Origin of the sequence: Halomonas sp. S3-1-1 (assembly GCF_023757625.1) — a bacterium.
Lineage (GTDB): Bacteria > Pseudomonadota > Gammaproteobacteria > Pseudomonadales > Halomonadaceae > Vreelandella.
Map to the genome: position 1 here is coordinate 326,612 of NZ_JALGBZ010000004.1, position 21,245 is coordinate 347,856.

25 protein-coding genes are annotated in these 21,245 nt (G+C 56.7%); 23 read left to right on the forward strand and 2 right to left on the reverse strand.

Annotated features, from left to right (window positions below; translation table 11 throughout):
* Positions 1-76 precede the first annotated feature (76 nt).
* From MQW23_RS14110 to MQW23_RS14160, 11 genes are all read left to right on the forward strand, one after another.
* Complete coding sequence (locus tag MQW23_RS14110; protein ID WP_252108833.1) at positions 77-1,207, forward strand: hypothetical protein; 1,131 nt, start codon at positions 77-79, stop codon at positions 1,205-1,207.
* A 3-nt stretch (positions 1,208-1,210) separates the two neighbouring features.
* Positions 1,211-1,669, forward strand: coding sequence for a hypothetical protein (locus tag MQW23_RS14115; protein ID WP_252108834.1), 459 nt, complete (start codon positions 1,211-1,213; stop codon positions 1,667-1,669).
* 12 nt (positions 1,670-1,681) lie between these two features.
* The gene (locus MQW23_RS14120) at positions 1,682-2,752 is read left to right on the forward strand and encodes a major capsid protein (RefSeq protein ID WP_252108835.1); all 1,071 of its coding nucleotides are present in this window, start codon (positions 1,682-1,684) and stop codon (positions 2,750-2,752) included.
* Between the two features lie 32 nt (positions 2,753-2,784).
* Positions 2,785-3,135 (forward strand): hypothetical protein, encoded by a 351-nt coding sequence (locus MQW23_RS14125; RefSeq protein WP_252108836.1) that lies wholly within the window; start codon positions 2,785-2,787, stop codon positions 3,133-3,135.
* A 21-nt stretch (positions 3,136-3,156) separates the two neighbouring features.
* Positions 3,157-3,531, forward strand: a complete 375-nt coding sequence (locus MQW23_RS14130) for a DUF7370 family protein (RefSeq protein WP_252108837.1) — start codon at positions 3,157-3,159, stop codon at positions 3,529-3,531.
* Complete coding sequence (locus tag MQW23_RS14135; RefSeq protein WP_252108838.1) at positions 3,528-3,875, forward strand: hypothetical protein; 348 nt, start codon at positions 3,528-3,530, stop codon at positions 3,873-3,875. The genes MQW23_RS14130 and MQW23_RS14135 overlap by 4 nt, the downstream gene beginning before the upstream one ends.
* Before the next feature lie 424 nt (positions 3,876-4,299).
* Complete coding sequence (locus MQW23_RS14140; protein ID WP_252108839.1) at positions 4,300-4,662, forward strand: hypothetical protein; 363 nt, start codon at positions 4,300-4,302, stop codon at positions 4,660-4,662.
* Complete coding sequence (locus MQW23_RS14145; protein WP_252108840.1) at positions 4,659-5,024, forward strand: hypothetical protein; 366 nt, start codon at positions 4,659-4,661, stop codon at positions 5,022-5,024. Before MQW23_RS14140 ends, MQW23_RS14145 begins: the two co-directional genes overlap by 4 nt.
* A gap of 9 nt (positions 5,025-5,033) precedes the next feature.
* Complete coding sequence (locus tag MQW23_RS14150) at positions 5,034-5,519, forward strand: phage tail tube protein (RefSeq protein ID WP_252108841.1); 486 nt, start codon at positions 5,034-5,036, stop codon at positions 5,517-5,519.
* A gap of 19 nt (positions 5,520-5,538) precedes the next feature.
* A complete protein-coding gene (locus MQW23_RS14155) occupies positions 5,539-6,090 on the forward strand; it encodes a DUF6246 family protein (RefSeq protein WP_252108842.1) in 552 nt (183 codons plus the stop codon).
* A 146-nt stretch (positions 6,091-6,236) separates the two neighbouring features.
* Positions 6,237-6,794, forward strand: coding sequence for a Panacea domain-containing protein (locus tag MQW23_RS14160; RefSeq protein ID WP_252108843.1), 558 nt, complete (start codon positions 6,237-6,239; stop codon positions 6,792-6,794).
* Between the two features lie 149 nt (positions 6,795-6,943).
* Here the strand turns inward: MQW23_RS14160 and MQW23_RS14165 are convergent, their stop codons facing one another.
* Positions 6,944-7,219: a hypothetical protein gene (locus MQW23_RS14165; protein WP_252108844.1), complete on the reverse strand. Its 276-nt coding sequence runs from the start codon at positions 7,217-7,219 to the stop codon at positions 6,944-6,946.
* A gap of 133 nt (positions 7,220-7,352) precedes the next feature.
* Between MQW23_RS14165 and MQW23_RS14170 the strand changes: the two genes are divergently transcribed.
* From MQW23_RS14170 to MQW23_RS14225, 12 genes are all read left to right on the forward strand, one after another.
* A complete protein-coding gene (locus MQW23_RS14170; protein ID WP_252108845.1) occupies positions 7,353-8,156 on the forward strand; it encodes a tetratricopeptide repeat protein in 804 nt (267 codons plus the stop codon).
* On the forward strand, positions 8,153-8,524 hold the full coding sequence (locus MQW23_RS14175; protein ID WP_252108846.1) for a hypothetical protein: 372 nt from the start codon (positions 8,153-8,155) through the stop codon (positions 8,522-8,524). Before MQW23_RS14170 ends, MQW23_RS14175 begins: the two co-directional genes overlap by 4 nt.
* Positions 8,525-8,643: 119 nt before the next feature.
* Positions 8,644-9,153: a hypothetical protein gene (locus MQW23_RS14180; RefSeq protein WP_252108847.1), complete on the forward strand. Its 510-nt coding sequence runs from the start codon at positions 8,644-8,646 to the stop codon at positions 9,151-9,153.
* Between the two features lie 93 nt (positions 9,154-9,246).
* On the forward strand, positions 9,247-12,468 hold the full coding sequence (locus tag MQW23_RS14185) for a tape measure protein (protein WP_252108848.1): 3,222 nt from the start codon (positions 9,247-9,249) through the stop codon (positions 12,466-12,468).
* Positions 12,468-12,962, forward strand: a complete 495-nt coding sequence (locus MQW23_RS14190) for a hypothetical protein (protein ID WP_252108849.1) — start codon at positions 12,468-12,470, stop codon at positions 12,960-12,962. Before MQW23_RS14185 ends, MQW23_RS14190 begins: the two co-directional genes overlap by 1 nt.
* A 64-nt stretch (positions 12,963-13,026) precedes the next feature.
* The gene (locus tag MQW23_RS14195) at positions 13,027-15,633 is read left to right on the forward strand and encodes an SGNH/GDSL hydrolase family protein (protein WP_252108850.1); all 2,607 of its coding nucleotides are present in this window, start codon (positions 13,027-13,029) and stop codon (positions 15,631-15,633) included.
* Positions 15,630-16,124, forward strand: a complete 495-nt coding sequence (locus MQW23_RS14200; protein WP_252108851.1) for a DUF1833 family protein — start codon at positions 15,630-15,632, stop codon at positions 16,122-16,124. The genes MQW23_RS14195 and MQW23_RS14200 overlap by 4 nt, the downstream gene beginning before the upstream one ends.
* A 16-nt stretch (positions 16,125-16,140) precedes the next feature.
* The gene (locus MQW23_RS14205) at positions 16,141-16,527 is read left to right on the forward strand and encodes a C40 family peptidase (RefSeq protein ID WP_252108852.1); all 387 of its coding nucleotides are present in this window, start codon (positions 16,141-16,143) and stop codon (positions 16,525-16,527) included.
* Positions 16,517-19,171, forward strand: a complete 2,655-nt coding sequence (locus tag MQW23_RS14210; protein ID WP_252108853.1) for a host specificity factor TipJ family phage tail protein — start codon at positions 16,517-16,519, stop codon at positions 19,169-19,171. The genes MQW23_RS14205 and MQW23_RS14210 overlap by 11 nt, the downstream gene beginning before the upstream one ends.
* Positions 19,172-19,239: 68 nt before the next feature.
* Entirely contained in the window at positions 19,240-19,692 is a 453-nt protein-coding gene (locus MQW23_RS14215) for a hypothetical protein (RefSeq protein ID WP_252108854.1), read from the forward strand.
* On the forward strand, positions 19,692-20,582 hold the full coding sequence (locus tag MQW23_RS14220) for a hypothetical protein (RefSeq protein ID WP_252108855.1): 891 nt from the start codon (positions 19,692-19,694) through the stop codon (positions 20,580-20,582). The genes MQW23_RS14215 and MQW23_RS14220 overlap by 1 nt, the downstream gene beginning before the upstream one ends.
* Entirely contained in the window at positions 20,579-20,968 is a 390-nt protein-coding gene (locus MQW23_RS14225; protein WP_252108856.1) for a hypothetical protein, read from the forward strand. Before MQW23_RS14220 ends, MQW23_RS14225 begins: the two co-directional genes overlap by 4 nt.
* Here the strand turns inward: MQW23_RS14225 and MQW23_RS14230 are convergent.
* Complete coding sequence (locus MQW23_RS14230; protein ID WP_252108857.1) at positions 20,965-21,243, reverse strand: hypothetical protein; 279 nt, start codon at positions 21,241-21,243, stop codon at positions 20,965-20,967. The genes MQW23_RS14225 and MQW23_RS14230 overlap by 4 nt on opposite strands.
* Positions 21,244-21,245: the final 2 nt, after the last annotated feature.

The window sequence follows — 21,245 nt, forward strand, 5'->3', positions numbered from 1 at the left end:
AGCCCAGCCTCGCGCTGGGCTTTTTCATCCTTAGCCCTGCCCTAACCGGCAGGGCTTTTTCGTATCTGGAGGACGCATGACCACGAAGCATGCCCACATCGTGACGCGTGTGAATGCGTCGCAGATCAAGAAAGAGACCATCAACGGCGAGCCTCACTACCGCATTCCGTCAGCCACCCTGCCTGATGACTGCGTGATGAATGGCGGGCTCTACAGCGCCGCCGAGATCGAGGCCAGCTACAAGGGCCTCGAAGGCACGCCGGCGCCGCTCGGTCACCCCAAGGTCGGCAATCAGTTCGTGCCCGCCCGCTCGCCACACGCGATCAACAAGCACTGGATCGGCGCCTGGAACGAGAACGTAAGGCGCGAAGGCGGCCGTGTGCTGCTCGACAAGGTGGTGAACATCCGCGTCGCCAATCAGACCCCCGAGGGTCGCGAGCTGATCCAGGCCATCGAGAAGCAGGCGCCGATTCACACCTCGACCGGCTTGGAGCTCGAGATCAAGGTGGCGAACGGCGAGAGCCGCGGCAAGAAGTACACCTGGTCGGCTCACAACATGCAATTCGACCACGACGCCATCCTGATCGGCGAGCCCGGGGCGGCCACCCCCGACGAGGGCGTGGGCATGTTCGTCAACGCCGCCGGCGACGAAGCCGAAGTGCTGCAGGCGAACGTCGAGTTCAGCGACGACGAGGAGTACGAGATCACTGCCGCCGCCGAGCACATTCTCCGCTTGGCCGACCGCGCCGAGCAGCGTGAACAGAACAAGGGCCGCCTCGACAAGCTTGTCACGGTCATCAAGAGCGCTTTCGGGGGCGCGCAGGCTGAAAGCTCCCAGACCACTACCGCAAACGCAGCAGCCCCGGAGGGCGATATGTCACTGACGAAAGAAGACGTCATCAGCGCCGTAAACGAAGCGATGAAGGCTCGCGATGAGCAGATCACATCGCTGATGAACGGCCAGAAGGAACAGGGCGAGACCATCAAGGCTTTGAAGGCCAACGCCGACGCGGCCGCCAAAGCCGAGAGCGCCAAGCTCGATGACAAGCTTAAGGCCAATGGCTGGACCGATGCCGAGCTCGAGGGCATGACGGCCAACGCCAAGCAGAAGGTGGTGAACAGCCTGCAGCCCAGCCACGGCTTCCACCTTCCCGCCGGTTTCGCTGGTAACCAGCAGGCCGAAGACACCAACACCCTGCCGGAGTAAGCCATGAGTAATTACACGCAATGGGGTAAGAACGTCATTTTCTGCGGCCCGGCGCAAATGCTCGAGCAGGCGAACCGCAAGGAGTCGCCGGTCGCTGGTCCTTACCTTCCGGGCACCGTGGTGCACTATGACGAGGCACAAGGTGAGTTCGTGGCAGGCGCCGGTTCCGTTTCCTACGTTCTCGACCGTGATCACTTGGGCGGCGGTTTCGTAAGCACAGCCTACGCCGATGACGACCTAGCTACCGCTTTCTGGCCAGAGCCTAAGCTCGTGCTGAATGTACGAACCGCCGCAGGCCTGGATATCCAGGAAGACGAACCGATGTACATCGGCGCCGATGGCGTGCTGACCAACGCAGCTCCGGAAGCTACGGACGGCGAGACGCTGAAACCGTACTGCTATTCAGCCGAAACAATCCAGACGGGCAGCGAGATCGAGCTCGTGGCCCAGAAGTTCATCTAAGGAGCGCGCGAAATGCCGAGCTATTTCTTCGACCGAGGTCAATGCGCACAGAATGCGAGCTTGCGCGGACAGTATGATTTCCTGCAGGCCCAGCGTGCCTTCCAGCGCAACAGTGAGAGCGCCTGGGCCTCCATCCCGATGCCAGGCATGGCCTGTAACGCTGCCGCCCCGGTCCCGTATCCAGTCTATGCGCAAATGGACACGCAGACCAAGCGTGTCATGGCTGAGCCTGGCAGCGAAACTCTGCTGCTGGACCTCATGCCTCTGGCTCTGCCGTTGGGCTTCGGCACCATGGTTCACCAGTACAAGCAAATCGGTGATGGCGGCGCAGTAACCACCAGCATGTCGGGCCTAGAGCCAGTGCCGAATGATCAGACAGAGCACAACTACGATTCGGCGCTGGTTCCGGTTCACCAGTCGGGCTATTACCGCGAAGCTCGCGAGATGGCGGGCCTGACCGAAGCGGGCTGGAGCACTCTGCTGGATGACCAGGAAGCGTCGACCCGGACTGTGCGCAAGCGCATGTCCGACTACCTCTTGGACGGCGCCGTGGACAAAAACGGGCGCCCACTGCGTTTCAAGGGCGTGGAGTCCTACGGCGTGCGTACGTCCAAGCACACCGTAAAAGTCGCGCTATCGGTCGACCTCACGTCCCTGCAGACCGCACCGGACACCGTCCGAAACCAGTTTATCGCTCTGCGCGACAGACTGCGCGTGGATAACCGCGTAGACGGTGACGTCACTGTGTACGTCTCCAACGAGATCGAAGCCACGCTGGACCGCTACTACGTGATGGAAGGAGTCATCACAGCCACCCGCAGCCTGCGCCAAGAGCTTGAGAGCCTGGCCGGTATCGGTGCGATCAAGCCGCTGTCGAAGCTGAAGGGTAACCAACTCCTGATGGGCGCCGTTCGCCGCGAGTATATCCGCCCGCTTCTCGGCCAGGCTGTTTCAAATCTCGCCCTGCCGCGTAACCAGCCCTTTGCCCGCCACCAGTTCATGGTCTGGTCTGCAATGGGCTTGGAAATGCAGGTAGACATCGATGGCCGTTCCGGCTGGCTATACGCCGCTTCTGAAGAATAACCACGGCCCCTACGGGGGCCAAGGAGAACATCATGGGTAAGCAAGCAACTGTCCGCGTCACGCAATCCAACCTCTACCGCACGAACAAGGATGGCAATGTGCACCGCTGCGCCATTGGCGAGCGCTTTACGGTGACGCTCAGCAATAAGGGCGAGATCCCGCTGATCTACCGCGGCAAGGTCGAGCTCGACGATCGCCCGGCACTGACGACCGATCAGGCGGCAGGGCCAGCGCGGGAGACTGGCGCCGACGCCGACGAACAGCGCCGCCAGTTCCTGCTGGACGAAATCGAGCAAATGAGCGGTACCCGCCCTGGCGCGCGCACGAAGCTCGAAACCCTCGAGACGAAATTCGAGGAAGCTAAACTCGCCGAGAAGGACTGACCTATGGCTGCCAGGATCACCGTGGACGATGTCCGGAGCTACGGCATCACCGGCGCCGATGCGATGCTCCGCGACTTTATCGCGGTGATCGATGGCGCCAATGCCTGCCTGGACAAGAGCCGGGTGGCTGAGGCCACTCAGCGGATCCTAAAGATCAACGCTGTGGGGCACTTGGCCACGCTTGCCAGCGGCGGACAGATTCGCAGCCAGTCGGCGCCCAGCGGCGCCTCGCGGTCGTTCGCCACACCTAATGGCGCAGGCATCGACTCCACCAACTGGGGGTCGGCGCTGCGATCACTGGACACCACCGGCTGTGTCACGCGGCTACTGCAGTCGGACAAGACGCGGCCATTTGTTGCCGTGGCGGGCCCGGGGCGCCGCCGGGAGGAGACATGAGCGCAACAGCGCGATGGACTTACACCAACCAGGCGACACTCTGGCTCCAGACCGGTAAGCGCGACCCGTACACGCGCGAGCCGCTCTTTGATGGCCCGCACGTCATCGCCTGCACCTTCAAGAACATGGGCGAGACCCAAACGGACGATAGCGGCCAGCAGTTCGTGCCGCGCGACACCGTATGGCACGAGAACCCGCTGGCGATCCAGGTGGGCGACCGGGTCGTCATTGGCGCCGCAATCGAGGATGCGGCGCCGCCGGCAACGGCCAAAGCGATTAAGAAAGTGGGCGGCTGGGATATGAGCCCTTTTGGTGAGGCGCCGGATTATGTACTCTTCACGTAACATTCAAGAGTATATAGCTACTCCAGACCGTTCCAACAATTGAGCCGAAACAGATAGCCAACGCATAGGCGCCAACCTCTCGAGATGAGAAGAGCAACGCGCACTGAAAACAAAGTGGTGCGAGCAAGCCGTACAACTGTTTTTGATCATATCCATCTCTATATACAAACGTGATCGCTAAGGCTAGACAGAGTAAGACGGTTGCGAATAGTAGATTAATCCAATGGTAGCGTTTCGACTTTCTTTCTGTGCGTTTCATCCAACAATCTGCTGCTTTCATACGGCCTTCCACTGCTTCCATACGACCTTCTAAAATTTTAATTTTTTTCTTAAGAAGCGATGGTTTATTCCTTCGACAAGTAAACATGCAGCCCTTCCTGTTTCGTCTTATAAAACTCAGCACTTTTACACGGAAGTACCATTTATGTCAGTACGAGGCGGCCGGAACGTCCGGCGAAATTTCTCGCGCGTCGTCAGCCGCATCGCTGGCCCGCTTACCGATCGAGTCGTCACCGAGGTCCTGATCATCGGCGAAGGCTACGCCGTCAACCTGACGCCGGTCGACACATCCAACCTGGTCAACAGCCGATTCCGCCAGATCACCAACACCGCCACCGGCACTGTCGGGGTCGTGGTCTACACCGCCGCTTACGCTGCAGAGGTGCATGATGCCGGCCCCAAAAACTGGAAGAAGGCAGCCGCCGAAGACCGATTCCTCGAGCGAGGCTTCGAGCGGGATGGGCGAGCTGATATCGAGACCCACTTGGCGAGGAGCTACCGAGTATGAACGCACTTCGCGTGCTTCACGATCACCTCGCCGCGGGCGAGCAACTGACCGGCCTAGAGCCGGTTTTTTTTCGCCTCTATCCCGAGAACACCGAGGCCGGTGCCGCTGACTCGATCCTGTTCCGACCCGACGCCGGCGCCGCGCCCAGCGAGCTCATGCAACAGCCAGGCGTGACGCTCGCCATCTGTACCGAGCGCCCTGACATCGGCTACGAGCGAGCCGGGGCCATTCGCGATTACCTGCTCGCCCACCATACCGCCAGCGGCGTGTGCAATTTCCAGATCCTGGCCGACGTCGTTGGCCCCTCCACGCTCGAATCCGGGCGATCACTCTACGAACTCAACGTCCGCGTTTGGACATAGGAGCCATCCATGGCAATGGAACAGATTCAGAAATACCTGGGCCGCGAAGTGCTGGTCGAGTACGCCAAGTCCGACCCGACCGGCAGCGAAGCCAACTGGCTGGTGATCGGCGCGATGCGCGGCAAGGAATGGGGCGCTGAGTGGCAGACCACCGACGCCACCACTGACGACAGCCCGAACCTGACGCAAGAGAACCTGGTGACCTACAAGTCGAGCGACATCAGCTTCGACGGACTGGCCACCAAGGACACGACCAAGAACGTCGACGCGCTCGAGGAGTACGTCAACGAGCCGGCGGCAAACGGCAGCCCGACCGGCTACCCGAATATCTGGCTGCGTATCACGGTTCCGCGCGGCGACAATCAGCTGCGCACCTACACCGGCACCGCGCTGCTGACCTCGTTCCGCAACAACGCGCCGCATGACGACGTGGCTTCATGGACGCTGGAGGGCAACAGCTTTGCCTACACCATCGACACCGCAACGGCGGGCTAACGTCTACGCTGGCGAGGTCTTGGTATCGTGGCAGGGGCGGGATTGGCTGTTCCGCCCTACCCTCGCCGCGATGGCCGAGCTCGGTGAGCCAGCGGAGATCGTTCGGCTACTCGCCCGGGTGCAATCGCCCGGTGCCGATGGCTTTGCCGCGGCGCTGGCCGTGCTGCGCGCCTGCTACGCAAACTACGACGATATTAGCCCGCTGATCGGCTTCTTCAAGGATGTGCGCGGACGGCTTCGATATGTCATGGGCGCCCTGCCATTGCAAAACATTCATGTGCTGGGCGCCAAGCTGGCTATTGCTGGGATCGTGGGCGCCCCCAAGCCGCGCAAAGGTGGCGGCAAGCCCATGGATACCTTCGACCCTGCCGAATTCGTGGGCGTCGCGCAGGCTCACCTAGGACTATCCTCCGGTGAAGCCTGGTCGCTGACCATGATCGAGTTCCAGCGCGCTATGGATGCAAAATTCCCTGAAGCAGACAGCAAGAAATCGGAGCAGCCGACCGAAGAGGAAACGGCGGCGACGGTGAACCATATCATGCAGCTGCGACGGCGCATCAAGGAGGGTTAAGAAAACAATTACAGGGGCTTTCTTAGTAATGTATTGATAGCAAATTATACGAATAGAAATTGCCTTGAAAGCCGATCTACTTGCAATTATGCTGCCCATCGCTCAAAAATGAGTAGTAGCCTAACCAGGCCTCCGGGAGGTGCATAATGTTCAGCGAAGCAAAAGTGGCGCAGATGGCAGCGTTTTTCCTCGATAGAAGTGAGGGACGTATGCCTTATCTGAAGCTCATGAAGCTCCTGTACCTCGCTGACCGTGAGTGTTTAAACCGGTATGGGTACACAATTTCTGACGACCGCATGGTTTCTATGCCGCATGGCCCAGTCCTTTCTCGCACTTACGACTTGATGAAGGGTACGAGTCAGGGCGAATGGGATGAGTGGATAGCTGACGAGGCTAACTACGAGGTATCCCTCAGAAAGCCGGTTGATCATGAAGATGAATACTTCTTTCTTGAGCTAAGTGTCGCTGACACAGAGATCATGGATCATGTGTATGAACAATTCGGGCACATGCAGAGGTTTGAGCTCAGAGATTATACTCACGATCACTGCCAAGAGTGGAAAGACCCTCATGGCAGTTCGCGCCCTATTACCCCCTACGAAATATTTAGGGCTTTAGGACGAAATGATGATGAGGCGAGGGCATCTGCCGGACAGCTGCATGCGCACAGGCAGCTAAGCCAAAAGATGGCCGATTATCTCTAATGGTTTGGGCGCCCTTTCAGCAAGGCACCTTAATGATGCACGTCGGCGACCGTGATCATTTACATCTCGTAATGAACGACCCGGTATATTGCCCAATACTTAGAATCCACGGTGTTTTGATGGTAGCCATATCGTCAGTGCGCACTGGATCATATGTTGATGAAGCCTGTCTTTTTGAAATAGGCGATCACCCCTTTATCCAGCACCAAAGCTTCGTTTATTACCGCGACTCCAACGTATTTGATGCTGATCGGCTGCAGGTGGGGGTTGAGGCTGGTGAATTGCGTCCTCGCGAAACTCTTAGCCGTGAGGTTTTTAGAAGGGTTAGAGACGGTTTCTACGCTGAGCCTGTACGGCACAATAATAAAGTGAGCCGGTTTATTAAGCAGCGTCTTGAGCCTGATTTCAAGCACGAATAGTTTCACACCCCCCAACCTCTTTATCTAACACTGCACTAATAGAAACCCGCACGTCTGCTTGCGGTATGCGTGGAAAGCTAGCGCCGCCGTCACCTTCGCGATACCCTAAGCGAATCAGATTTAGCGCTGGGGAGCGGATATGAAGCAGGTTCCACTGCGGGCGGATCAGCCGATAGTCCAATCGCTGCAAGAGAAAAGATTTGCCAACGTGCCGGTCAGCGATATTGAGATGCAGTCATTTCTCAGGCAGGCCAAGGCTATATCATCGAACTCGCTTGAGGGAGTGTTCGCTACAGCTTATGTTTATGGTTTTTGGCGAAAATTTAGCCAAGCAGAAGATCATGCAGACAAGCTAGTCGCAGGCTGGCCGAGTACGCCCCAAGCGTTTTATTACGCAACGGTGTGCTATGGCATTTCGTGCTGCTATGAAAAAGGATTAAAGGCCGCTCAGAGGCTCTGCGAGCTTGAGCCAGGACGCCCCAGAGGCGCCAATATGCTGAGCTATATCTCTCTGCTGTCAGGTGCAATTTCAGAATATGCAAGGGCAAGACAGATTATGAAAAGGATCGGTGTGCCTGAGGCTGAAATACCAAGCATAGAGAATATGCGTGAAAGTGATTTCTTAACGCAAAATGGAATTGATCAATCGGATGTAGTGAGGTACTACCAGCTTCACCTGAATGTAGCCAAGCCATTCCTCGAAGGAAAACAGAACATGCACTTAGGGTCAGATGTTCACCTCTGCACCGATCCTGAGGATGGTTCGCAAGAATTCTGGATCAATCTGGTAACTTCTACAGATGGAATAACTGCCTCAAAAATCGACTGGGAGTTTTCAAAGCAAGACTTCGACGGTTTTTCTGATAATTTTAAAGAGAAGGTATGGGTAGGTATTTCGCTGGCTCCTGATGATGGCGTTGAGCCGCGGAGGATACAGGTGTGAATCAAGAGGATATTCAGGAGCTTTCGGAATCGTTAATGGAGATAGGCTCGGAAGCCGCCTATCGAAGCGCAATCAGTCGAAGCTACTATTCAGCCTTCCATGCCATGCGAAGCGATACAAATACCGTGGATCTCGCAAAAGAGCCTTCGGGATCGCACGCTGTCGTTACTGCTAAGATAAAGGCGCGCTACGGTAAAGCGCTTGCCAAACACTTTCATAAAATGAAGCTACAGCGGAACAGTGCTGACTACGATCTCTACAAGCGGTTTTTTGAAAAGGACGCGGTCAAGATGTTTCATGATCGCCGCTCTCTTCTTGAGGAAGTCGCAACACTTCAGGCAGATGCGAATAACCAGGGGGAAGGATGAGTAACAGCAAGCCCCAAAGCGGCAAGTATGCAGCTTGGGTCATTCTGGCGATAGCGTTGACAGGGTGTGCATCCAGCACTCCGAGCAGCACCCGGCCTGCAGTTCCAATGAGCCAGTCAATGATCGATTCCGCAGCCCGTGAAGCTGTTCAAAACCTGCGTGCCCAAGGGGCATCGCCAATGACAGAAGAGCAGTGCTCAGCTGCTTATACTGTTGGCATTAGAGAAGCAAATGGCGGTTTTTCATACTCCCCTCACGAGCTTTGCGTCAGCGTAGCTAACGAGTACTACAATCAAGAGGCTTCGCAGCAATCCGGCAATGGAAGCGGAATCATTCCTAAGCAGCTTATTGAGGTAGAAGAATCCTTGGAAATCAGGGCAATAAACGCGGTTAGTCGTGATCTTAAGGATCCATCATCAGCCCAGTTCAGAGATATATTTGGCGTTCAGCAGTTGAGGGGCGGAGATAGAGTCACAGTATGCGGTTCAGTTAATGCGAAAAACGCTTACGGCGGATACGTAGGGTACAAGCCCTTCTCGTACACAGACGGCAGCGTATTTATTGCTGGTCAACCAGGAAGCATTGAGAGCGACTTAGTCAAGTTGGCCTGTGTGGACGGAGTTCAATAACATTTGATCACTACTGTCTAGCTACTCATTGAAGTTCAAGCATCAATTATACCAACCGCCTTCGGGCGGTTTTTTTATTGCCTGGAGAAAAGCATGGCTACCGAAGTTGGCGCGATTTATTACACGGTTGATGCTCGCACTCAAGCGCTCCTCAAGGCCGAAAAAGACGTAGATGGCTCCTCTCGCCGTATGGAGAAGCGATTCGACCAAACGGATCGCGCTTCACGTCGCATGTCGTCCGGCCTTGATCATGCGGGAGGCGCCGCGCTACGGCTGCGCAACATCGTCACCGCTGTTAGCTCGGCCATGGCGACTCGCCAGATCATCGCCTATTCAGATGCTTGGGGGCGTGCCCAGAACCAGCTCCGACAGGTAACCAGTGGCGCCGCCGAACTGCGAGACATCAATCAGCAGTTGATGGACATTTCGAACCGATCAGCAGTTGGCTTCGAAAATACTGCGGGTCTATATGCTCGCGTCGCTCAGGCCACCCGCAATCTGAATATCGAGCAAGCGCAACTCATCGAGTTTGTAGACCTCACGTCACAAAGTATGCGTGCCTATGGCACTAGCGCGGCAGGCGCCGCAGCCCTGACTTTGCAGCTATCGCAAGCATTTAATGCTGGATTGCTCCAGGGCGAAGAATTCAACACCATCATGGATCAGGCGCCGCTCCTGCTGGAGGCGCTGCAAAACGAGACTGGCAAAACATCGCGCGAGCTGAAAAAGATGGGTGCCGATGGAGATCTGAGCATCGACATGCTCATCCGCTCGGTTCGCAACTACTCCGATGAAATTAACCGCCGCGCGGCCGCATCCACGAACACGTTCGCCGATAACCTGACGGTTGCGCGCAACAACATGATCGAGTTCGTTGGCTCTTCCGACAGTGCCCAAGGCGTCGTAGGCAAGCTGGGCGAATCGGTCATTTACCTGTCGAACAATCTGGAGACCGTTACCCAAGGCGCTATCGCACTGTCCGCGGTGATCGCCGGGCGCTATGCCACCTCGCTTGGCGCCGCCGCGATAGCGAATATCAGTCTGGCCGGCGCCCATATTCGGCGCATGCAGGCGTTGCGCGCCGAGGCTCAAGCCTCCAATCAGGCAGCTACTGCGAAGGTCGCTGACCTCCAAGCCAGCCGAGCTATCATTCAGTCCACTATTCGAGAAATCGAAATCGACCGCGCTGCGCTCGCTGCAACGCTGAACACCAATCAGGCCAAAGGAACCCAGATCGCTATCAAGCGCGAGTTGGTAGCGATGGACAATGCGCTGGCGGCGGCAAAAGGACGTTTAGTGGCGGTAGAGAACGCTGAAACAGCGGCTACCATCACTGCTACTGCAACGCATAAGGCAAATGCCTCGACCCTTGCTGCTACCACTCGGACGACACAGATCGCCACTAGAGCCGTTGGCGGCTTAAGAACCGTCATGGCATTTTTAGGAGGCCCGGTGGGAGTTATCGCCCTGGCCGCCTATGGAATTTACAGTTTCAGAGAAGAGCTTGGTCTAGTTCCCAAGCCTGCAAGGGCCGCGTCAGATATCGTCGATGAGCTGCGTCAAAGAATCGATGGTCTCTCAGAGTCGGCGCTAAAATTCGAAATAGCGGGCCTCACTGCTGAGCTCTTCCGCCTTCAGCTTCAGGCAGAGCGCACGAAGTCTCGGCTGGAAGAGCTTCAGCCCGACACAAGCGCAATTAACGGTAGCCAAGGGCCTAGAGAGGCGCTTCGAGCTATCGACCGCCGCCGCGATAACGCTCCTGAAGTGCGAAGTCTTGAACAGGAGCTGGAACAGGCCGGTAATGATATCGAGGCTCGCCAGCGCATACTGGAGCAGATCCAAGATCAGCTGAATGGCTCAAATAGCAACAAGCCCCCCGTCACCCCGACATCTTCCAGCTCTTCAAAATCCGACAATGAAGCCAAGCGACTTGCGCGTGATTTTGACGCTATCCGACAGCAACTCGAAACCCAGCGCGAAACCATCGAGCGCGAATACCTGCGCCGCAACGAGACCATCCGAAAAGCTACCGCCGCCGGCAGCGCCGAGCAAGATGACCTGCTGCGCCGCAGCGGCAACCAGCGCGCGCGTGAACTGCAAGAGCTAACCGATCGTCTAGTGGCTATCAACGCCACCGGCATCGAGCGCATCAATCAGCAGTACGACGGCCAGCGCCAAGAGATCCTCGATATCACCGAGAAAGGCAGCGCTGAGCAGATTGAGGCGCTCGAGCGGAATAGCCAAGCGCGCGCCCGGGCGCTGGCCGAAGAGCGTCGCAACGAGCTTCAAGGCCTGATCTCGCACACAGATGAGGTCGACGCCGAGTACGAGCGTCAGCGCCGCGCGATTCTCGACCACACGCGGGCCGGCAGCGCCGAGCGCCAGGCAATGACCGAGCAGGCCGAGCGCTCTTTCATCGAAGCCAAGATGCAGGCTCAGAATGACGACCTGGCCAACATCGCCCAGCACAACCAGCGCGTGCGTGACTTGGAGGCAGAGCACTACTCGCTGATGCTGCAGCAGATGGAAGGGTTCTCAGCAGCCACCGCAGATAAAATGGCAGAGATTCGCCAGGCAACGGCCAATCCAATGAGAACGCTAGTAGAAGGCCTGAATCATTCGTTTGTAACGCTTGACGATACCATTGCAGGCGCTTTCTCTCGCGGCATGATGGAAGGCGAGAGTTTTAAAAACATACTGAATCAGATTGGACAGACCGTCGTCGGCTCCCTTCTACAGTCTTTCGTCAAGCTCGGCGTTCAGATGCTCATCAACGCAGCGACTGCGCAAACGGCTCAGTCCGCGGCAGCCGCCTCGGCCGCAGCTGGCGGCGCGGCTGCGCTTACTGCTTGGCAGCCAGCCGCCATAGCAGCATCAATAGCGACATTCGGAGCGGCCTCTGGAATAGGCGCGACGTCCTATATAGGGGCTCAGGCAGCCGGAGCCGGTGCCGGCTTCATGTCTCAGATAGCGGGCGTTAGCGGCCGCCAGTACGGTGGTAGCGTCACGGGCGGGCAGCCCTACCGCGTTACGGAAGATGGCAAGCCCGAGATGCTTACCCAAGGCACGCAACGTTACATCATTCCCGGTGCCAATGGGCGGGTAACATCAAACCGCGACATGAGCCGGCCTGCGTCAACCAATGTCACGATAAACCTGATCGAAGATCGCACGCGGGCCGGTAGTGTTGAGCAGCGTTCATCGCCCGAGGGAAATCAGGTCGTTGATATCCTAGTGGCCAACATCTTGGGCGACGGCAAGGCTCACAAAGCCCTTTCGGCAAAATACGGGCTATCAACTAGAGCGAGTAACTGATGGCAGACATCGACTTTCCCGAAGGCCTGCCAACCCCTCTGGATAATGGCAGGAGCGTGGATCACATTGACGCTGTGATGACCACGCAAATGGCCAGCGGCCGCTCTCGATCTCGGCAAGTGTTTACGAACACGCCTAGCCGAATCTCCGTTGAGTGGCTGTTCAATGCAGGCCAGGTACAACTTTTCGAGGCATGGTATTGGGCACCCTACAATCGTGAAAACCCGAGCCTCGGCGGCATTCAGGCGCGAGTAATGCCCTTCAATATCAGACTGCGGACGCCTATCGGACTTCGCTCCTACGAAGAAGTGAAGTTTGCTGAGAAATACCAAGGACCGACTTTGGTAAGTAAGCAGCTTTGGAGCGTGAAAGCCACGCTCGAGATCGCAAAGCGCCCGGTGCTGCCGCCATCGTCGCTCGAGTTCCCAAAATTCATTCTCTACAGCGCGACCATCGATTACGCGGTCAACAAGAAGTGGCCGCCCACCGCCTGACCTAAACCCTCTTTCCTACACCCAGCCCCGCCATCGTGCGGGGCTTTTGCATTGGATACGCGACATGGCCTACAACACCGGCAACCCGCTCGGCTCTACCGACCCCCGCGACTTTTCTGACAACTCCGAGAATCTTGATCGTGCGCTGAACAGCGATAGCCAGACATGGACTAACCGCCTCGGTCAGACACGCCCGACGCTGCGCGCAGGCGAGATTGCGTCGCAAGAAGTGGTGGATACTGCTGATCAGGCCAAGCAGAACATCAATGACCAAGTGGAGGGGCTGCGCGGCGAGGTTGATGATCGCCTGAATAACATCCTGATCGCGGGCGGCCGTATTTTTGATAGCGAAGCGCAGGGGCGCGCGGCGGTCGATAATGGGCAGTATTACTATGCCGCCAGCAGCGATCCGAACGTCAGCAAAACACTGTGGCGCCGGATTTCTTCCACGAGCAGCAAAAAGATCGCAGACGATCCAGATTCAAAACGCGTTGAAGAAGCATTCACTGACATTTCCGTCTATTTCGATGACGAAATTGTCTACGATAGCATTGCACAGACACTGTCTTTTCCATCTGGCACAGCGATGAAGGCCTACGGTATACCGGGTCTAATTCGGTTCGACGCAATTACGCTGGAGGCACCTGGCGCAATCCCTGGCGGAGCAATTTCAGGAGCCGCATATTATTACTATCTAGACTACAACGAGACTGAGTTGTCTCCCATCAAGTTTAAAAGAGGGAGCGGAGTTGATCAGCCATTGCAGGACGGTTCTATCAGAAAGCTGGGAACGCTCTATCAGGGTAACTGGAGCAATTCGGAATTTGCTTTTCGGGCTGTTAGTCAGTCTCGAAACTTTAAGCGTTTCCTCAAAAATGTGATCCCCGGCGCTAATGATGATCCGCGCCTCCAATCCGATTTAATCAGCCTATATGGCGATGTACGCCCAACGTCTACCGACAATGCACCGCTGGTTGCTGCCCCTAGTGATTTACGGGCACTGGGAATTTTTCAGGCAGTTCACATCGATCCGAACGACCAGTTGGTAGGCAATTTTCTGGTTTACCCTATCAGCTGGAAGAGCGATCAGCGGCCTAATATTTTTATGGCAATAACGGTGCACAGCTCTACCGGAGAGTGGAGTTTTGGAAATTACCCAGGACCCTTCTATTACCTTTCTGCCACGAACAAAGAGGGGCAGACGTACACAGTAGAGTCGGGCGCCCTAGAAGTTGTCAAAGAAATAGACGAAAAAAATCGCGTTTACGGAGCAAGCATAATTCCACAAGTCGAGCTGCCCGAAGTAACTGATTTATCGCAATTGACTCTTGGTATGCGGTCAGATTCCGGTATCGAGTACTTTTTTGGGGGCTGGTGGACCAGCATATCCGCTGGGATTGAAAAACTGTTCAAATTGACGACATTGCTCGAAACGTTTTGGCCGCGCTGGGAGTACGTTGACAGTGCCTACTTGCCAAAACCTAAGCCACTGCCTGATACCCCGCCCTCAGGCTTGAAAGCACTCGTTGATGCCATGAATAATCCCGCACACTCGCTGCGACTTCACCTGATAGGCGACTCAATCACATGGGGCTCCGGTGCCAGCGGTCTATCGCCTTCATCGCCTCGTTCGCAAAGTCTTAGCGATCCCCGAAACAATCTCGAATCACGCACATGGACAAATCTGCTGCGCGATTACCTCGGCGCTTGGGGTTGTGGCGTTTTGCGTGCTCGTACTGACTTGGGTGACGGGGCCAGCGTTGACGCTTATGAATACTCAATGCCGCCAATAAACTCACAGACAAGATATATCTACCCAAAGACGCGGCGGGGCATTACTCCGATCAAAGACGAGCGCTATGTAGATCAGACGCCGCATGGCTACGTTTTAGACATTCGTCAATCTGAACCGATCATCCCAGGCTACAACTACAACGCGGAGGTTACGACCCGATTGGTAGGAGACAATATCTCGTACACATATGCACAGCTGAACGGCGACCCTGCGATAGACATGGCAGAAGTGCTGGTAGACGGCGCGGTGGTTGGGGAGTTCTCGTTCGGGGGTGATAGTGCCTTTTTCGGAGCGCGATCTCCGGTTTTCGAATTCCCATTCGGTGAGCATGAAATAATTCTCCGCCGCAAATCATCGGCGAAAATTCAGATTCGATTAGAGGCTATCAATGTCATCAAAAAAGTCGTCGTTGTGAACGATGGCATAATCGGCTCTAACACTACAAGGTGGGTGCCCGATGGCCCTTTGTTAAATGATTCCACAAGTTCGGCTGACGAAGTAGTGATGATTCAGCTTGGCACTAATAACCGCACACAAAGCTCTAGTAATTCGCCGAAAATTTTTCGTGCGCAGCTTGTGGAAATAACCCAGTGGTTGCTAGATCGTGGAAAAAAAGTTGTTTTACTCGCTTCATGCGTAGCAACTATCGAAAACGAGACGGGAGATACTCGGTATCTTCACATGAATGAAATTTCATCGATCATTAAGAGCGTCGCAGAAGAACTTGGGGTTGATTTTATCGACCAGTATTCTTACACACTGCAACACCTTCTTGACGGTGAGGATGTACTATCCGATGGACTCCACCCGAATGATGCCGGGCATCGCATCATGTTCGACAATATCAAGCAGCGCTTGATTGGTGTTAATCAATGACCTATCTCGCCACCGTAAACGCCTCAGCCCCCGCTGGGGTCGTCAAAATCCCCACGCTTGAGATCAGCCGCCCCGGCGCCGCGCCGCTGCGCACCTGCGCGGGCTACGAGAATCAGACCGCAACACTCGAAACCGGCGAAACCGTTACGTTCACGGCGTCAGCCATGGCCGTCGCGCTACCCAAGCGCGGCGACTCTGGACAGCAGAACCTGACGTTCGCTGTCGAGAACGTGCAGGGCATCGCCCAGCGTTTCATTGACGACGGCATCGAGAGCGGCGAGACAATCAATGTGATCTACCGCGAGTACCTGTCAAACGATCTGAGCGCACCGGCGGCACGGCCGCTGCGTTTTCAGCTCGTCGATGGTGTGTTCCAGGGCGCTCACGTCGAGATCATCTCGAGCTATATGGCGCTGATCAGCCAGGAATTCGCAAAGCGCCGCTATACCGCTGCTTTCGCGCCCGGCTTGAAGTACATCGGTCGGCGATAACCCCAAGGATTACCCCATGATTGACCACTACCTAGCCTGCCGGCATGAGTTCGGGGGGCGTGGTCCAACTGCGTTCGATTGTTGGGGCCTGGTTCGTGATGTGCGCGCCCGCGTTTTCGGGTGGGCGTGGCTACCGAGCTACGGCGCTATCAGAGAAAACGATAAACGGGGCCTGACGTCCGCCTGTTGGGCGGAGCGCGAGCGATTTATCGCTGGCCCGGCGGCGCCAGGTGCTATCGCTACCTGCTGGCGGGGCCTTCTGTGCGTCCATGTCGGTGTCGCCGTCGAGCTTGATGGCCGCCTTGGCGTACTGGATACAAACCCGGAAACCGGCCCGCGCTGGCAATCAATCCGCGCGTTTGAGCAACAGCACATGCAGGTGATCTACTACCATGACGATTAATGTTTACCCCTCGACGCTTCCCGGAGAGCCGATTGAGCGCCACGAGGTATCAGGTATCAGTCTCGAGCAATGGCTGTCCGAGAATGCACCTGGCTGCCTTGAGGGTAGCGGCGAGGCACGGCCGATCAGCGCCACGGTTGATTGTCGTGTTGTGCCGCCCAGCGAGTGGGGAGCGTTGATGCTCGAGCAGGGTATCGATGTCGATCTACGCGTCCAGCCGCAAGGTCTCGAGGGCGCGTTACTCGCAGCGGTTGTCGCGGGCGTAGTAGCCACTGCCTCCGCGTTTCTGCTAAAACCGAGCATTCCGAACGTCAATAGTCGCGCTGGCTCTAGTCAGGGTTCGCGCTTACTCGAGGTCGGCGTGCAGGGCAACCAGCCGCGTTTAGGCGACGTAATCCCAGATCAAGCAGGCCGCCGCAAAATTTATCCCGATCTGCTTAGCGCTCCGGTTCGTCGTTTCGTCAATGGTCGCTCGCAGTCGCTTTATATGCTGTTCTCGCTCGGCCTCGGGCAGTACCAGCGCGACGTGAACGACCTGGCGATTGGCTCAACACCAGTTACGTCGTTGCCGGGAATCGCGTTTCAGTTTTTTGAGCCCGGCGAGAGTCTGGCTGGCCACCAAGCTGCCGAAAACTGGTTCAATGCGCCCGAGGTGGGCGCGTCTACCGGCGCAAGCGGCCTTCGCCTGCGCGGTATCAGCACGCAGGACGCCGAGTACGATGCCAGCGGCTCGAGCTCCGGCAATCAGCTAACGCTCAACAACTCGCTTCCAAAAACATGGGAGGGAGAAATACGGCTGATTGTTAACCTACGACAAACCGTCACCGTTGGCGGCAATCAGGCCTCACTGTTTGGCGATTTTACGCAGCTGTCGCCCGGTATTCTGGTCACGATCTCGGGTGAAACCCTGTCTGGCATCTACCGAGTGCGCAGTGTCAGCGATCTGGGAATGCTGCTCGAGGACAGAAATAGCGGCGAGCTAATCGAGAACTTCCCGGTTGGCGATCATATCGTCTTTATCAATCGCTCTAACGTGACGTACTCCATCGTTGATGTTAACGAGGATGACCGCGTAGTGACGCTGCAGCGTCGTTTGTCGGATGATTCAGTTGACCCGACATGGTCGTCGTTTCCTGATTTATCGTTCACTCAGATCATCGCTAGACCGAGCGACAAGACGGCGCCGGCGCTTTATACCGGCCCATTCCTTGCCTGCCCTGAACGAGAGAAAACCAGCACGATTGAATGGGATGTTTTTTGCCCCAACGGTCTTGGCTTCATCAATGATGACGGCAGCATCGGGTACCGCGAGCGCGAAGTAGAGCTTCAATGGCGCGCTTACGGAACCACGGCATGGAACTCTATTGTTCGCACCATAGGGGGCGATACCCGCGATCAGCTGGGATGGACATTCAAGGAGACGCTGCCGAGTTCAATCACACCCGAGGTTCGCGTTGTGCGCCGCACGCTCGAAGACACGAGCACCCAAGCGCTGGACAAAATCGAGTGGTACGGGCTGCGCTCTCAACTGCCCCAAGCCAACAGCTATGACGGCGTGAGCACGATGATCATGGTCATCAACGGCTCTGATCTGATCGCCGCGCAGACCGAGAACCAGGTGAACCTGATCCAGACTCGCCGCCTACCGGTATGGAGCGGCAGCGCTTGGATGGGGCTCGAGCCGACCCGCGACATAGCGCCCTGGATTCGTCATATCGCGCAGACCAGCGGGTACACCGATGACGATCTCGATGACGAGCTGATTCGCCTCGACGGCGTATGGCGAGCCCGCGGCGACCGGTATGATGACGTAATCAATGATTCGATCACCGTCAAAGAGGCGCTCAATACCGCGTTACGTGCCGGAATGGCCGAGCTATCCGTTGATCACGGACGTATCGTGCCGGTGCGTGAATCGACGCGCTCTCAGCCTGAGCACATGTACACGCTACAGAACATGCCGGGCGAGCTGTCCCGCAAATTCACCGGGCCTCGGCCAGAGGACCCCGACGGCATCGACGTTGAATACGTCGACGGCGAGACCTGGACAACAGAGACAGTCGAGTGCCGTCTTCCCGGCGACCAAGGTTTTCGCTCTCGTAAAGTCGTGCTCGAGGGCGTCACCGACCGCACCCGCGCTTGGCGCATCGGCATGCGCGAGCGCCGCAGGCTGAAATACCAGCGCTGGGAATACTCATGGGATACGGAGTGCGACGGTTTGAATTCGTCGTTCAAGAGCCTTTGCCGGCTCGCTGACGACGTGCCGGGTTATGGCCGGTCGGCAATCCTGCTTGACGTTGATGAACGCACCGACGGCGTGCACCTGCTGTCGTCTGAGCCATTCGACTGGTCGGGTGATGAGCAATACGTCATCGCCTGGCGAATGCCCGACGGCACGGTAGCAGGACCGTTCCCTGCGCAACGCGGCGAGTCAGACGATCACGTTATATCGCAAATGGACGACGTGCCGACAATCTACCCAGGCGTTGAGCCGCCGCACCTGCTTTGGGGCACGATGCAGCGCTGGTCATATCTCGCTATCGTCGAGGATGTCGAGCCGCAGGGTCTTGATAGCGTAACGCTCAAAGCGCTGAACTACGACGCGCGCGTTTATGCTGATGATGATGCTTTCCCGCCAAGCTAAGCAGCTATTTCTTTGCCGCCTCGAGCGGTTTTTTTGTGCCCTTAAAACGCCGCCAGGAGCGTCAACCGATGATTTTAGAAGGGACCCTATACAATGCTGGCGGCCCGCTGCCAAGCGTCAAAATCAAATTTGGCGCGTACAAAACGTCGCTAAACGGCGTGTTGAGAGATTCATCGCACGCGTTTACAACCGGACCCGATGGCAGCTATACGGTCGAACTCGAACCCGGTTACTACAACGTCGTGTGGTCGAATAACGGGCGCGAAGAGGCTTTAGGCCAAGTGATCGCCGATGCTGATTCCGTCATGTCGCTGCCGCAAGCCCTTGAAGCGTCGCCTACACCAATTACCGATGAGCGCGCCCAAGGCTTGGTCGAGCAAATTCTGGCGACTAAAGCTGAGGTACAGCGGCTGGCCGATCAAGCGGAGCAGAGTGAAAAGAACGCGGCGCAGGCGGCGACTGATGCTCTAAACGCGATTATGGTGCCCATCTTCGATGAGATGAATGGAGTGAAAATCTGATGGGAACTCTCAAAGAGAAATCAGATTACACGAGAGAAGCTCTTGTTCGACTCCGCGAGCTGGTCAACGAAAGTCGGGTTGAGCGTGGCGGAGATCCATTCCCGCTCGACGCGCCGCTGAAAGAAGTCGTTGAAGCCGTTCAGCCCGGCGCCCCGATTGAGTCTAAGCTGACAACGCAACAGGTCAATGAGTTGCTGTTCTCAAACGGAGAAACGGGCGGGCACTGCGTATCAATGCCAGTAGTTAATGGCATACAGGTCCTTTGGCAAGATGCAGCCGGCACTATTCCCGTCCTGTCACCCGGAGACCCGATAGGCTTGCGTGTTGACACAACAGGCAATGGCTACGATCAGTGGCAGGATATTAGCTCAAGAAGACCAATCTGGCGTCAGGACGCTGACGGTGTTGGCTATATCGACACAACTGATGCGGGCACTTGGTTTAATTTTACGCCGATCAATCTCGACAACGGCTGCATGTTCATCGCCGGCCAGCAAACTGGTGGCAGCGGCCAGATGACGCTTCTCGGTGGCAACACGCTCGGCTACATCCGTCTGCGTAGCGATAGCGTGTTCGGCAAGAACGATGCCAGTTCCGAGCGGTTTATCGCTGCGCCGACTCCCCTCGGGCTGAATGATGCGCCTGCCTTACGAGTCAACATCAATTCCGGCATTCTCCGCGCGCGCAGATCTGACAGCACGATTGAGCATTACAACACTGCGCCGGCGCGCTCAAACGGGCTCGCTAATGCTCAGCACCTGTACATCTATGGGCCCAGCTCAGGGTCTTACGTCACAATGCACGACTACGGCATCATTCTTCGTGAGCAGCAAGTCGACACGGCGCTGGAGCAATCTGTTTTGAACTATCTAGCGGGGCTAAGATCATGAGCACCGCGTACACGCTGCGCGTCACGATAGCTGTGCCTGAGGCATTTATCGCAGATGCGAACCAGCTTGCCTTGTGCCTGGGCGAGTCAAGATCTGACGATCAAACATTTGGCCCTCTTATGCACCAAGACACGGCGGGCAACCACTACAGCGTCGCATCTACAGTAGTCAAACCGGCATTTATCGAGCTGGCTGGGGCAAGTCTGGTGCCGACGCCCACCTTAAATGTGGACATTGAAGCCGCCGAGCGAGCCCGATCGCTCTTAGCGATCAATGTTGGCAATGTAAGCCCTGGGAAAATCACTGTGGCCATGGGTAATCGGCTGGATGCAGTGAGAGACCACCTCGATCAACTGGGGCTGGCGCCGATTGATTTGCTACGCTAGAAGGGTGCCGGGCGTACGATCATACCGACGCTGCCTGAGTTCGCACGCCGCCACACTCCGGCTGTCCTTAAGTCCTCCCGCTGTACAACGTAAGCGATTGTGCCCGGCGTCGAAGAGTCGCCCGGCAGGTTTTCGCTCCAGCACCGGCCGCTATAAAGCTTGCCAGCCTGAATGATGTGGAACTCGATCAGGCCTCGCGGCAGGCGAGCGCCGGTGAATTTTCGCCAGCCGCAGCGCTCGAGGCGCTTGCGCCACTGGATCGACTCATAGCTCATAT